Source organism: Pseudomonas extremaustralis, assembly GCF_900102035.1.
GTDB classification, from domain to species: Bacteria; Pseudomonadota; Gammaproteobacteria; order Pseudomonadales; family Pseudomonadaceae; genus Aquipseudomonas; species Aquipseudomonas extremaustralis.
The window spans coordinates 1,220,584-1,233,753 of record NZ_LT629689.1; the positions used below are offsets into that span (position 1 = coordinate 1,220,584).

Here is a 13,170-nt window from a genome sequence, read left to right on the forward strand (position 1 = left end):
TCACCTCTTACAAGAGCAGGTCAATACGACCGGCGAATACGTGCAGGCCGTTAACAACATCGGCGGGAATGGAGCTGTTAAGGCGATTCGCGTCCTGGGTCGAACGCTCGACCACCAGCCCAGCCGCGTTGGCTTCAACCTCTTCGACGATCTCCAGCTCTTCCAACTTGAGCAGCACGTCCATCAGTTCGCCACGCACTGCTTCCGGGGTTTTCTTGGAGAGTTTGGAGCGTGGGAAGCGCAGGCGAATACGGTCGCGGCAGGCCATGCGCACGTAGTACAGAGTGCGGATGGTGGTCAGATCCAACAGCGACACGTCGGTGGCACCGGCCGCAGACTTGGTATAGGTGGTCACTGCACGGACAATCTGAATGACATCGCCAGCGGCGACCTCCAGTGGCGTGACGCCATTGGCCAGGGCGGTCTCTTGCTCCGTGCGGCCAAGGCGCTGAGTGACCGGCGGAACTTTGATGCCAGTCAGTACCAGGGTATTAAGCGGCCGCGCTGGATCTTCTTCAGAGGCGATCATCGCGGCATAAGCGGCGGCGACCTGGCGCGCAGTCGATGGAGTACCTGGTAGCACTGCCAAGCTGATCGCGCCGGAGTTGATCGACGTGGCCAACGTGGTCGCAGCCGACAAGGTTCCGGTTAGCGCCGCCACACCGATGATGCCTTGTTGCTCCATAGAGCTGGTGTAGGTCTGGATATGCGTGCGCAGTGCAGTGAGCGCGACCTGGCTGAACCAGGCAGGCACCAGAATGGTGAAACCGCCCATGGCCGTCGAGTCCAACGCGGTCTTGATGTCGGGCTCGGCGTCACCAACCACCACCACACCCACAGCCGAGACCGAGGCATACCGATAAGCTGTGATAAACGCATCAGCCATTTCCTCTGCGACGGTCCCGCCGAACAGGGCTTTGGCTTCTGCGGCGCTGTAGAACTGCGTCGGCAAGTTTGCCGCAACGGTAGCGCCTTCGCCCAAGGGCACGATCAAGCAGACGCTCTGCTTGTTGGTCGGCAGTGTCCGTACCGCCAGGCTGGTGTTGAACTCCATGTAAACGCCCGGCTTGCGGATCGAAGCCGGGATGGTGTCAAAGGAAATGCTCATTCGGCGGATTCCTGTGCGGGTTGTTTGGCACCGCCGCGTGTATTTTCAGCGGTCAGCAGTTCACCCGTCGCCACCCGGCGCCGGTAGTAAGAGGTATCCGGCACGTCGACCGTCTTGGCATCTTCGATGTACTTGTACGGATCTTCTTCCGTGGGCACCCGATGACCAGGTGCGGCTTTAACGCGCATTACACGTCCCTCAATTCGATTTTGTCGGTGGCCACCGGCTCGGGGTTATCCGATGGGGTGTGGTACTGCATGTCGATGCCAAGCAGATCTGGCAGATCAAGCGCAGGCTTTTTCCAGTCCAGCTCGATGGCGAATGACTGCCCCAGGACAGACATGTGGTCACTCTCAAACTTGCCGTTGACCAGGTTGGAAAGCTCGGTCGGACGGATAGCCGCACGATCTGTCCAGGGCTGCCATTCCACCAGTTGGTGCATGCAGGCCTCCCACAGGTCGTAGCTACCTATGTCCTTCGGGCCACTGCCGCGCCGGGTTTCCCGCTCGCCACGGGGATGCCGTGTGACGATTACCAGGCGGAAGGTAATCGGCACTGTGTAGCGATCATGACTACGCCGCTGAAAAGTTACTTTTGGCACCATGACCAGAACGGCCGGGCAGCGCTTGAGCAAGCCTGACAACAGGTCCGGGTCGCTCAGTTCACCGCCGTAGCTTTCCACGGCCAAGCGCGGGATCTTGGCGACCAGTTCTTTCAAGCGCGCCTCGATCAAGTCCTCCAGTTCGCCCAACATCAGAGCGACCTCAAGGTGGTGCGAGACATGAGGCGTGGCTGACTGGTGAGCTGCATGCCCGACCGGCCCGCCTCGGCGGCACCACGCTCCTTGTCTTCCTTGGCCAAGGTCTCAAGGCGCTTGAGTACGTCCTTGTAAAGCACGCGCACCGTCGACTCTTCCTTACCTGCGTCGTCATACAGGTGGTAACGGGCGATCTCGGCGAGATCATCGGCCACCCACTCCGGGGCTTCCTCGCCAACTGGCCGGAAGCGCAGGTAAAACGAAATCTCACTGCGCGCCCGAGCCACTGCATCGGCAATCCGTGCGAGGGTCACAACTGCAATAGCCACATCTTCCGCGTCCCAACTATCCAGCGGCTCGCCAGCAGCGGCAGCTACCAACAGTTCGGGCTCAATGGTCCGCTTGTCATCAGGAACAGCTACCTGAGTGATATCACGGGCGCCGAAGCGAATCAGAAGCTGGGTGGCGGACGGCAGTGAGAGGTTCACTTAGCTTCGCCCTCGATCTTGGTCGCCTTGGGTTTTCCGGGTTTAGCTGGCGGTTTCGATGCCTGCGCCTTGGCGTCTTCACGCGCCTGATCTTCCTGGAGCGCGTCGCCCCAGAGGGAGTCAAGTGCTGCGTCAGTCGCTGCTGGCTCAATGGCCACTGCACGCGCCCGGTCTTCCAGGAGGGCATCGTCCCAAAGGGAATCAAGGTTGCCCGCCACCGAGGCTACGGGCAAAACCACTCCATCACCCAGCGCTGTAGCGCTTGTTTCAAGCGTCTGCGACTGATGGTTTTGTGTGGTGCCGGGCGCTTTCGATACATCGACTTCCTGGAAGTTTTCATCGCGGCGGTCCTGTACCTGGTCGAATTCATCCTCCTCATAAGCGAGGATCAACTGAGGCTCTTTTGACAGAGCCCGCAACTGCGCTTCCGAAAAGAAGTCATCCGGGTAACGCGCTGCTGTGCTGGAGTGGGCGATGCCACAACGGCGGAAACCGTCATGTTTCGAGGTGATCACGATGGTCATGACGCCTCCTTATCCCAGCCAGGCCGGTGCGAGTACTTCGGCGGTGCCAGCCCATTCATTACCGTTGTCCGCATCCTTGACCAGGATTTTGCGAGCAGCGCCTTCCAGTTGTGATGGAACGACCAGCAGGCCGGGGTTAATGCCCAGAGGGCGACCGCCATCGGCCCGGAAGTTCTTCATGGCAGCACGAGCCAAGCCGTAGTTTTCAGCCGTCAGCGGGGCTTTAGAGCAGTAAGCAAACTGCCAGAAGCCGAAGCCGACGTTCACACGGGCATCTACGCCATAGCGGTATTCGTCGCGCATGAAGACACTTTCATCGTCCATGGCGGTCATGGCCTTCAGGTCGTAATTGCGACGGTTCTGAAAGATGATGGGCTTGAGTGCACGGCTGACATCGAGCAGATACCAGGCTGGACCCGTTCCGTCTTGGTAATTGCTGACGGACACGGCGGTGCCGCTCGCGTCGGTGGATGGGTAGACCGGGTGATCGGTATCGAAGAAGTACTGGCCGTCGTAACAGGTGGTGGTCAAGCCCGCTTTGAGCAGCGCAAATACCAGCTCGTCCGGGTGCGCACTTGAGGCACGGCCCATTTCGGCAAACAGCGGTTTGTAAACGCCGATCTCGTCGTCTTCGATGGCATCACGTGGGACACCTACCGAGGACTCAAACTTTTTGTTGGTGATCGAGTAGCCATGCGCCGCCATGTTCTTGAGAACGCGGTCGCCGATCCACTCACGGAACGTCGGGAACTGACCCAGCCAGCCATAGGTATTGCTGGCGGATGAGGACGGGACAGGCGTGGCGATACGCTTCCAGTCGGTCGGTGTCGCCGCCTGGGCGTTTTGGAACTCGGCCTTGTACGCAACAAACAGCGCGCTCAAGACACTGGCGTTAATGATCATGAATCTCTTCCTTTATATATAGGGGGAGTTACGCCTTGCCCTTGATGAATTCCGCTTCGCTCATACCCAGCAACGATGCGACCTTTTGCTCTTCGGCATTGAGGGCAGTGCCCGTATTCGCCGGGTTCTTGTTGCTCAGGTCAGAGGCCGCAGCAACGACAGGGGCCGCTGTCACAAATTCCTTGAAACGCGCCAGGCCCGCTTCGTCGTGGCACATGGCGCGGTGATATTCGACCGTGGACGGGGTGATCTTTCCGGCTTGGGTAGCCGAGGTGATAACCGCCTCGACTTCCTTGTCGTGTACGGCTTTCTTCTGGCTGGCAAGCGCCTGTTCGGCATTGGTGGCACGGCCGACCAGGGCGTCGTAGTCCGCACGCGGAACGAACTGCGCCAGATTAGGTTGTTCGGCGTTGGCAGCCTGAGCGGTAGTTTTGAGTTGGCTTGCGGCCGACATGGCCTGTTCTTCGGTGGCGGTGTCGGGCAGGCCGAGCAGTGCCAAAAACGCAGCTGAAAGTTTCACTGGTGTGATCTCCGGGGCTTCTTGATTGAGGGCGGTCATGATGAAGTTGGGGATGTTGGTGAGCGCCGCGCTGACCATGCGCACGATGCGTCTGTTGTCGAGGTCGTAGTCGAACACCGGGGACAGGAAGCGATATTCTCGGGCCTCGACCTGAGCAGCACCGCGAGGCGTCCATTCAACTCGGCCCCACAGGGCGCCATTGCGGACTTCAAATTGCTTGACCCAAGCACCGGCTGGGGCTTCCTGGCCAACGGATGCTCGCAGCTGTGTGGCGTGCTCCCGGTCGATCACCAGATCGATAGCTCGGCCGATGAAATTGGACTGCACCAGTTCGGTGGCCATGTCATCGAACAGCCAGGCACGGCCATCGCGGCCGGTGACGGTCGGACCTGCGGGGATAAGTTCAACCCAGTCGGGAGCCTTCCCATCGGAAAGCACGACGGAGCTGTAGATTTCTGAGTTAGCGGCGAGTTGAGTTTTCATGCCACCAGTCTGTGCGGCCAGGCGGAGTTGGTGAGTATCAGCGGGGTTTAAGAATTTGCGTCTTGGGGAGGGGCGTGAGGGGATGCAACGTCAACCCATTCTATACGTAGAGAATGGGGCAGCAGTCTCGCGCAGACGTAATAAATACCGCTAGAACGGAATCTAACGCAGGTCTAACGCTGCCCAACCACTCCATGAGCGGCGGATGTACCCGAAGGCGACAATCAGCGCGCCTGCGGGATTCTGCGCAGTTACTCTGTTAACGGCTCCAGAAGGTAGTCTTGGATGATCGCGAGGATTTCAATATCGTCGTCTGATGACAGGCCCAAGTAGGGTCTCGCCTTGATCTCGGAATCGTGCGCACCACGGGTAACCCACTGCGCAAAGTTGGACTTGCTCTTCTTCACAAAGCGGTTGCCCACCGATCCATCTTTACCCTGACGGAAGTAGACCTGCTGTGATCTGGCTGCATGCTGGACCTTGCCACCGAGCTGGTGGATGGCGCCGTACACGCGGTCTGTACCGAACGACAGTTCATTGCGGCTGACGTTATGACGCAATGTATCCTGGAGCGTGCCCTTGTCGCGCAGGATGCGGCCTCCCTTCTTACGCGCCAGTGTCGAGGGGGCAAGTGGCGCCCAGGGCGAACCGTCTGGAGCGACCTGCTGACGAAAGCGATCATCAGTCGATTGGTGCAGGTATTCCGCGATGTCATTGAGCGGCGTTGTCAGGTCGCCCAGTCGCTCGACCAGATCGTCCAGAGCCTTGCCTACTGGGCTTGTATCGACGGATACCTCAAGCATTGAACCAGCCATGTCTGCCCTCTATTCAGTACGTCGGTAAAGTAGGACACCTAGGCGCAGTGCCTCAAGGTACTGCTCACTGTCATCCACAAACCCTGTAACGCCGGTCCAGCCATCTGCGCCTTGGTCGAATACGGCAACAGCTGGATCAGCCTTCCCCTTGACCTGGACGTGCGCCAGGTAACGACGGCGCAACACCGCTTTGCCTTGGTCAGGCTGCCATTCCAAGCGTGCCCAGATCTCATCAGGTGCCTTAATGGCTTCAGCCAACAACGGCAACTCGCGAGCTTTGACTTGTTGGGCCAACGCTATTGCGCCGGTTTTGGCATCGCCGAACATCTCCCGCCCGATGACCAGGGCATCACCGGTCACGTCACGGAACACTGCCGGTACGGCGTCAGTGGCGCCGAACTCGCCCAGGAACTGGGTCACCGCTTGAGGGGCCGATACTTTGGCGGGGAGCAGACGTTTTGCCGGTACAGGTCGAGGCTGCGGCAAAGGTCCGCTTGGCTGCCGGTTGGGCAAGCCGGTTGTAGGTGCCGGAGCTGCTGAAGGTGCTGGAATCAGATCATGGGGGCGCAGCTGGGGCACGGAGTTGGCCAAGCGTGATTGACCAGGTGCATATTCAAAGCCTGGATCAATCCCCTTGGGCACTCGCACGGTGCGTGGACCACCAGGGCTGTTCTTGCCGATGACCCGATCTTCCCACTCAGTGGCCGGTGCGGGACTAATCGTCAGCCCTTGGCGCTCAACGTCCCTAGCCGAGAGCATGAACTTTTTGCACTTACAGCCCCAACCATTTTGCGGTGTATGAGTTGCCCACCAGGGGTCATCAAGCGGTAACGTGATGCCGTTCCAGGAAAGGTGCATTGGCCGTGGGTGCGCGCTGTCGCCATGACGATAGACCGCATAGGGACGGCGTTTGCGCAACTCCGGGTCGGCCATCTGGGCTTCGCGGCCAGCGTTGTACGACTGGCGCAGGTTGGTCTCCCAGATGACATTGGTGCGCCAACCGCGCTCGCCCTGGTACTGCCAGCCATGTTTGCCTACGACCTGGTCAAAGTCTTTGCGGAACTGCTCCAGGGTGGTGCCGCTGGCGATGGACTTCTCTACGGCACCCCGCAGGTCGGCCAGCAGATCCCGCTTCGCAGCTCCCGCAACGACGAAGGCATAGTCGTGTTCAGCGGCGTAAGCGTCAGTCCATGCGCGGGTCGGTAGATCGACCTTGCCACGGAAATAGTCGATCTGTTCGTTGAATGGCAGAGAGCCGTGTGAGACCGCCATGGTTACAGACCTCTCAGAATGTCATCGCGGCCAGCCAGGCTGGCAGCCGTCAGGCCATCGGCAATGGCATCCGCCAATTGGCTGGTGGTCATCGCTGGATAGGCTTCGATCAGACGATCTCGGAACTCCTCCAAGCTGCTGACAGTATCGAGCAGTTCCTTGATCTGCTCGACCATGTCATCCATATAAACCCCAACAGTCCGCTCCAGCGTCCGCACCTGGTTATCGACGATGTCTGGCATTACCACCGGTTTGGCTGGCAATTGCTCGCTGTTGATCGCCTGGGCAAGCACCGGAGTGGCAACGGGCGGCGGGATGCCCAGTAGCTCGGCACCCTCGGCCGGAGCGGGGATATTGAGCTTGTCGCGGATTACGGATTGCTCGACCTTCAACCCTAGCGGAACGAGTGCCTTGAGCGCATCGATCAGGATCTTGGTGTTTTCAGGCTTTGGTACATCAATGATCAGCCGCGGATACGGACGACCAGGTGCAAAATTCAGATCGCACCAGGGCCGCACAAAGTAGCGGTTTATCGTGTTGGACTCGGCCTTGGCATCGGCCTGCAGCAGGTCGATACGAACTTCGTTATGAATCGTTGCCTGGGCTTGGCTGGAGCCGTCATCAGTGGACATGGTCTGTCCGACCACGGCCTTACTGACTTGTTTATCCCACCATTCGGCCAGCCCTTTGAAGAAGTCACCAGCACCGGCCACGTTGGCGGCCTGGGTAAAATCAATGCGCATGCTGTCCGGGATCACCGCTGCTGCATCGCTGCCCAGGTTGGCTACCGCTGACATCAAGGTGCTGATGTCTTCCTTGCTCGCACCTGCGCCGTACCGGCCGACACGCATAGGCATACCGAAGATGTCAGCAAAACCCATCCAGTCTTTCCAAGTCCAGGCCTTGCACATGTAGCCAACAGCCGCAAGACGTGCCAGGCCACCCCGGATCGGCAGGCCAGAACGGATACGGGGCAGATGCACAATGAACTTGTACGGAGCCAGGGCGACGCCATTGATCGGGTCAGCCTCATCGAGCAGGCGCAGCTCCCGTCCAGTGTCACGGTCAAATTGGAAGAAACGCTGGTCGCGGGGTTCGAAACGCTCAGGGTTCCAGGTTTTACCGCTGCGGTCCCACATGATTTCCGAGACGGCATAGCCTTTGCCCATGGCGTCGGTCAGGTCCGCTTGCAGTTCTCCGAACTCGGGAGAGTCAACCAGCTCTTTGAGCTGATCGGCACGGCGTACGTCCTCGGGATCATCGCTGGCTGCCTCGACACGAACGGACAAGCCGGCCACTGCCAGCTTGCGTGTGCCTAACACCGAGGCGTAATGCAGGTCGCGCTCTTCCATTTCCTCGGCAAGGGTAAGGTAGTCGTTGGCCGATCCCTCGGCAGCGGCCCGCAAAATACTCGCCAAGCGCTGGGGCGTTAGGCCGTTGGCCACCGACTGGTGCCAGATCTGGCGAATGCCAGTGGTGCGGGCAGCGGCCAGCTCTTCCGTGAGTTTGTCGTACTGGATCGGGCGACCGTACTGGTCGACGATTTTGGATTCAGCCATTACCAAATGCCTTTCTGAGAGCGCCACCCAGCCCCGAGTTTGATCTCGCGATCATGCTGGGTGGCTGGCTGGACGCGGTGATATTCGAAGATCTCGACATCTTGACGGGACGCGTAGTCGGCCAATACGGCCGCGATACCGGCGTCACCGTGGCGCTTTGGCCCGGACTTTTCGCCTTTTTCGTTGGTGCGCTTTTCAGGGATGCGAGCCACGCCCTTGACCATCCGAAAGGCACGCACGTCGCTAACCACATCCTTGTCGGCCGGAATGTCGTAGAAGGTGTCATCTTCCAGGGCGGCCTTGAACGGCGGCATGTTGTCGCGATACCAGCCCTCGGTGAGCATGACTCGCTCAATGCGGTTGAAGCCGTACTCAATGGCGGTCTCTTCCGATAGCTGCGAGCCGTTACCCCTGGCGTCGTCTGCACCTTTGAGGAAATTAGGCAGGCGGTCGATGATGTAGAACTTGATCTGCCGTTGTTGCTTGAACGGGACGTTGCGCAACTCGACTACAAAGGGCGTGCGTTTGCGCAGGTTCTGCTCTTTGAGCAGCGGCCAGATGACCGAGAGGTCGCCGGAGCGGGCGAAGTCCATGCCGTAGTAGCTTTGGACGTCCAATGGAATAGCTGCCAGTAATGGCTTGAGGTGTTCCTCGCACCATTCAAGGGACTCGGCCAATCGCAGGGGTTCGGGTAGGGTCTCGTAACCCTGCGGGTAGGCCAGGCGTAACACGGGTACATCTCGGCTGCTGCGCTGTTCGACCAGGGCCATGCTGAGGAATGCACCGCCGCCCTGGGAGGGCACGCAGTCCAGCTCTTCGTCGGCTGCATCGCCGTAGAAACCGTAAACGCCATTCACCCAGGCGATTTCATCCTCAAGTCTGTACTCAATACCTTTACGAAGGCAGACACGCTTGTACAGACCATCGGCAACGGCTTCACCGAAAGTGCAGCGGAACACTTCGCCATTGCGCTTGCCAGCCCGGATTTCGTTGACCAGGTCGTTAAAGGCGTTCTCCGTGCCGTCGTGGGTGCTGATCACATGGACTTCACCGCCCCAGATCAACAGAGCCATGGCTGCTTTCAGCAGCTCGGCCAAGTCCGCATGGAACGCGGCTTCGTCGATCACGACAACGCCCTGACGGCCCCGCAGGTTGGACGGTCGGCTGGTCAGCGCGACGATGCGGTGGCCGCTGGGAAACACGATGGTGTAGGTCTTGATGTGTTTGTCGGGGTCGCTATCGGGCCAAATGCCTTCTTCTATTTGCTCGGCCGCGTAGTTGTAGGCCCGCGCCCACATGGCGCAGGCCTGGATATATTCCACGGTCATGTCCTGGTTGTAGCCCAGGTAATAGACAGTTTGACCGCCCGCCGATTTTTCGGACGCGGCTACCAGAACGTTGTCTGCCGCCTCGGCCCATGTGAGACCGATACGCCGGGATTTCTCGCCAACCTTGAGTGGGGCGCGTATACCGATCCACTCTTTCTGATAGTCGAGTAAGACTGCTGGGGCAAGCAACGTGGCGGTGCTGTCCAGGACGAGGGGCAGGCTCACGATGCCATCCCCAGGATCTCGCGCCGGATTTCATCGGAGGTCGCCTGTGTCAGGCCTCCTTTCTTGGCGATCTTATCAACGCGCGCCGCCGCCGTTTCGACCTTCTCCTTCCACTCCGCCTGCCATTTCTTCTGCACAACCGAGGCCTTACCCAACTCGGCCACAGCTTTGGCGACCTTCGGCAAGTCCATCTGGTCGCCATCGCTCATCAGCAGTTTGAACAGGTGTTCCTGGACAAGACGCATCAGCGCTTCGTTGACCGCGCCTTCTTCATCCGGCGCAGCAGCCACTACGGCACGGGCCTGCTCGCTGGCCATCTTCAAGGCCGAGAGTTTGGACTCAAAGTCCTGGCCATAGCGATGTAGCGCCGACTTGCTGATTGAAAAACCCTGGCTCGACAGTTCGTTGGCCAGGGCTTCGTAATCGCTGAAGTTGTTTTCGGCCAGGGCCTTGTCGAGCCAGGTCTTGACCGACTTGGGCAGACTGGCAACCTTGCTGCGTGGGGGCATGGGATCACCAGTACTTTTCTGGTCGGGCAACGCCTGGTTTACAGGCGATGGTGTATTCCGCAATGTCGACCCCGTAGTGGGTCAGGCCGCAAATCCACACGCCGTTGGGCTTTTTGTCCAGCGTCACCAGGCTACGGTCGGCCAGGTAGTCGAGTTCGCGGCGTAGCTCCATGGTGGTGGCGTCGGGATAGATGCCCTGTATGGTGGCCAACACGATAGCCTCATGAGGATCGACGGGGCGCGAGGTGTCCAGGGTCTTGATGATGTACCAGCGCAGGGATTCCCGGCGCGTTTTGGCGGCGTCGATGTTCATTACTTCAGTCCTTTTAATTGAACGGTTTCTAGCTTGAGGGCCAACGCATCAAGCTTGGCCTCGATCACGGTTTGGCCGCGCACGTAGTCTTCCCGGCGCACGTAGTGCACGGGCATGTCGCCCCGCAGCCGTTCAAAGGATATTTCCAGCGTGCGCAGGCGTTCGCTGTCCTTGTCTGTTATTGCAAAGCGCTGATCCAGTCGGCGTTCCATTTGCATGACCATGACCTTCACAAGCCCAGCGAAAGCGCCGAGGATGGTCACGGCAATACTCACCAGTTGCCACGCAGGCATTTCAATCGTCGTCATCGACGCCCCCTCTTTTCGCGATGCGTTTGGCACTGCGCGCAAAGCTGCACACCTGGTATGGCCACACGGCGTTGTTCCGGGATTGGCATATCGCAATCCTCTCCTGTGCAGAACTCGGCCGAAGGGCCGGTCAATACTTCACGTTGTGCCAAATGTGCCGCCAAGGAGGATTCGTTATGGATCGCCTCCAGGTGACTGGCAAAGTCAGTTACTTCCATTGAGTGTCCAGTCGATCAGGCGGTTGAGTGAAGCCCGGCAGGAACTGTGCAGCTCGCCGTTGCGAATCTGGTTGGCGAGGACAAGCGACTGGGTGACGCCTGAGTCGAGGCTGTCAGCGGCTCCGGCTCCGCCGGGCGACGTAGCAATTCCGCTGGCGGCTTGTCGGGCTTGTTGGGCGGGCACTGTTGTGCCGATGCCGTTGGCGTTGTTCCACACGCGGACAAAGCCAACAGTGAACACGCCAGCAGGCAAAGGCTCAGGCGCCGATTCGAGGGTGCGGCGATACAGGGTCGTGACACGGGCAATCTCTCCCTTGAGTTGGTCGGTATTCTTGCGAAAGGTTTCTTTTGCGTCGGCGAGCTGGGTGGCGAGCAGGTCGCCCCGATCCCGCTGAACGCGCAGATCTTTAACCGCCTGATTGGCGGCTGTGGCTGTTGCCTCGGCGGTATGTAGCTGTTCCTGGGAGTGCTCCAGGCGCAGCTTGGCGATAGCTGTTTCCCCTTCACCCACGCCCTTGGCGTAACCCTCGTCGAAGCCGTCCTGCCTGTTGAGGTGCAAGCCGAAGACCACTACAGCGATAACGCCGACGTACCAGGCGGCGGGCTTGAGTAGGCCGAACAAGCCATTCATTGGCACACCCCTTGGCCCCAGCCATCAGCAACGTACAGGGCTTCCCAGCGCAACAGGATCAGGCGCGGGTACTGACGGTTTTCCCTGAAGGCTGCGGCCGAGCGGCCGTTGTTAAACCGCTCGACTGAGTTGAACCAGGTCAGCGGATCGGCGCCCTTAGCCGATGCCAACTTGCGGTCTTTGATCACCCAGCCCAATCCGCCGTTGTAAGCAGAAAGGATCAGCGCCCCTTGTTCGCAGGGGCCACGCGCCTGGATGCGGCTCGCCAGCCAGCGGTCATAGCTGACGAGCGCCTGCATGGACCAAACCGGGTTGTACGGTTCAACCTTGCCAAGGGCCTTCGGGAACAGTTCGGCGAGCCAGGTGGCGGTCGAGGGCATCACCTGGCCCAAGCCTTGCGCACCGACGGGCGACTTCGCATCGAACTTCCAGCGGCTTTCCTGGTGGATCTGGGCGGCGAAGGTCGACACCGGGGCATCAAGGCCCCATTCGGCCTGGGCGATACGGGTCAGGTCACGGCGATAGCGCTCGGCCTGGTCCGGAATCTCGGCCTTGGCCGGAGGGCTTGCTACCGCCGCAACCAGGACGCCCATGCATGCCGCAGCTATATATAGAAGAGAACGAGAGCGGCGCATGTCAGAGCCCCAGCGTCAGGCCGAGGACGCAGCCCAGCACGACCAGGGCGCGGCGGATGCCTGCCATGGAGCGCTCGCAGTTCGGAACCATGTCCGGCCGAGCGTATGGAAACAACGCTCTATCCAGCCAGTAGCCCAGCACGCAGCCCAGCGTGACCAGGCCACATTTATAGAGGACGACGGGCAGCTTGGTCGGAGCGACGATGGCCAGGCAGAAAAGCAAGGCGATGGTGATCAACGCCCAGAAGGTCATACGGGGCGTGCGGGGACGCCGCTTCGGTGCGGTGGGAGTCATTGGGATACTCGCGGTGAGTGGATGGTGGCCCGCAATGCGGCCAGGTGCTGAGCGGCGACCACAGCGTTGCCGGGTACATGGACGGGTGGCCGGTACTCGGCAAAGGTCGGAGTGACTGTTCTTACAGCGGGACGCAATCTCTCCTGTTGGCGCACGTGCTGCTCGGTACGGCCGTCAGCCTGCGCGATATGCAGTTGCACCAATTCCCGCCAGTCGGCCGGAACCTTGGCCCATAGCACCGCCCGCGCAGCATCGTCACCAGCGGCGAGAATAAGCTGG

Annotated in this window: 18 protein-coding genes; all 18 read right to left on the minus strand. The window is 59.9% G+C overall.

Going from position 1 to position 13,170, the window contains the following annotated elements; genetic code table 11:
• Positions 1 to 7 precede the first annotated feature (7 nt).
• The gene (locus tag BLR63_RS05990; protein WP_010564646.1) at positions 8 to 1,108 is read right to left on the minus strand and encodes a phage tail sheath subtilisin-like domain-containing protein; all 1,101 of its coding nucleotides are present in this window, start codon (positions 1,106 to 1,108) and stop codon (positions 8 to 10) included.
• Positions 1,105 to 1,296 (minus strand): hypothetical protein, encoded by a 192-nt coding sequence (locus BLR63_RS05995; protein ID WP_010564647.1) that lies wholly within the window; start codon positions 1,294 to 1,296, stop codon positions 1,105 to 1,107. Before BLR63_RS05995 ends, BLR63_RS05990 begins: the two co-directional genes overlap by 4 nt.
• Positions 1,296 to 1,862 carry a phage protein Gp37 gene (locus BLR63_RS06000; RefSeq protein ID WP_010564648.1) on the minus strand — a complete coding sequence of 189 codons (567 nt, stop codon included), beginning with the start codon at positions 1,860 to 1,862 and terminating at the stop codon, positions 1,296 to 1,298. The genes BLR63_RS05995 and BLR63_RS06000 overlap by 1 nt, the downstream gene beginning before the upstream one ends.
• A complete protein-coding gene (locus BLR63_RS06005) occupies positions 1,862 to 2,353 on the minus strand; it encodes a phage protein Gp36 family protein (protein ID WP_010564649.1) in 492 nt (163 codons plus the stop codon). The genes BLR63_RS06000 and BLR63_RS06005 overlap by 1 nt, the downstream gene beginning before the upstream one ends.
• Complete coding sequence (locus BLR63_RS06010) at positions 2,350 to 2,877, minus strand: HI1506-related protein (protein WP_010564650.1); 528 nt, start codon at positions 2,875 to 2,877, stop codon at positions 2,350 to 2,352. Before BLR63_RS06010 ends, BLR63_RS06005 begins: the two co-directional genes overlap by 4 nt.
• 9 nt (positions 2,878 to 2,886) lie before the next feature.
• A complete protein-coding gene (locus tag BLR63_RS06015; protein ID WP_010564651.1) occupies positions 2,887 to 3,780 on the minus strand; it encodes a Mu-like prophage major head subunit gpT family protein in 894 nt (297 codons plus the stop codon).
• Between the two features lie 28 nt (positions 3,781 to 3,808).
• Positions 3,809 to 4,783 carry a phage protease gene (locus tag BLR63_RS06020; protein WP_010564652.1) on the minus strand — a complete coding sequence of 325 codons (975 nt, stop codon included), beginning with the start codon at positions 4,781 to 4,783 and terminating at the stop codon, positions 3,809 to 3,811.
• A gap of 251 nt (positions 4,784 to 5,034) precedes the next feature.
• Entirely contained in the window at positions 5,035 to 5,598 is a 564-nt protein-coding gene (locus tag BLR63_RS06025; RefSeq protein WP_010564653.1) for a phage virion morphogenesis protein, read from the minus strand.
• Positions 5,599 to 5,607: 9 nt separating this feature from the next.
• Positions 5,608 to 6,870, minus strand: coding sequence for a PBECR2 nuclease fold domain-containing protein (locus tag BLR63_RS06030; RefSeq protein ID WP_010564654.1), 1,263 nt, complete (start codon positions 6,868 to 6,870; stop codon positions 5,608 to 5,610).
• Positions 6,871 to 6,872: 2 nt separating this feature from the next.
• Entirely contained in the window at positions 6,873 to 8,429 is a 1,557-nt protein-coding gene (locus BLR63_RS06035) for a DUF935 domain-containing protein (protein WP_010564655.1), read from the minus strand.
• Entirely contained in the window at positions 8,429 to 9,982 is a 1,554-nt protein-coding gene (locus tag BLR63_RS06040) for a hypothetical protein (protein WP_010564656.1), read from the minus strand. Before BLR63_RS06040 ends, BLR63_RS06035 begins: the two co-directional genes overlap by 1 nt.
• Positions 9,979 to 10,491, minus strand: coding sequence for a DUF3486 family protein (locus tag BLR63_RS06045; protein WP_010564657.1), 513 nt, complete (start codon positions 10,489 to 10,491; stop codon positions 9,979 to 9,981). The genes BLR63_RS06040 and BLR63_RS06045 overlap by 4 nt, the downstream gene beginning before the upstream one ends.
• A 4-nt stretch (positions 10,492 to 10,495) precedes the next feature.
• Positions 10,496 to 10,804 (minus strand): hypothetical protein, encoded by a 309-nt coding sequence (locus BLR63_RS06050; protein WP_010564658.1) that lies wholly within the window; start codon positions 10,802 to 10,804, stop codon positions 10,496 to 10,498.
• Positions 10,804 to 11,112 carry a hypothetical protein gene (locus BLR63_RS06055; protein ID WP_010564659.1) on the minus strand — a complete coding sequence of 103 codons (309 nt, stop codon included), beginning with the start codon at positions 11,110 to 11,112 and terminating at the stop codon, positions 10,804 to 10,806. Before BLR63_RS06055 ends, BLR63_RS06050 begins: the two co-directional genes overlap by 1 nt.
• On the minus strand, positions 11,109 to 11,330 hold the full coding sequence (locus BLR63_RS32290; RefSeq protein WP_010564660.1) for a TraR/DksA C4-type zinc finger protein: 222 nt from the start codon (positions 11,328 to 11,330) through the stop codon (positions 11,109 to 11,111). Before BLR63_RS32290 ends, BLR63_RS06055 begins: the two co-directional genes overlap by 4 nt.
• Positions 11,317 to 11,961: a hypothetical protein gene (locus BLR63_RS06065; RefSeq protein WP_010564661.1), complete on the minus strand. Its 645-nt coding sequence runs from the start codon at positions 11,959 to 11,961 to the stop codon at positions 11,317 to 11,319. The genes BLR63_RS32290 and BLR63_RS06065 overlap by 14 nt, the downstream gene beginning before the upstream one ends.
• Entirely contained in the window at positions 11,958 to 12,554 is a 597-nt protein-coding gene (locus BLR63_RS06070) for a transglycosylase SLT domain-containing protein (RefSeq protein WP_010564662.1), read from the minus strand. Before BLR63_RS06070 ends, BLR63_RS06065 begins: the two co-directional genes overlap by 4 nt.
• Positions 12,555 to 12,597: 43 nt before the next feature.
• Positions 12,598 to 12,849 carry a putative holin gene (locus BLR63_RS06075; protein ID WP_010564663.1) on the minus strand — a complete coding sequence of 84 codons (252 nt, stop codon included), beginning with the start codon at positions 12,847 to 12,849 and terminating at the stop codon, positions 12,598 to 12,600.
• Positions 12,850 to 13,170 lie beyond the last annotated feature (321 nt).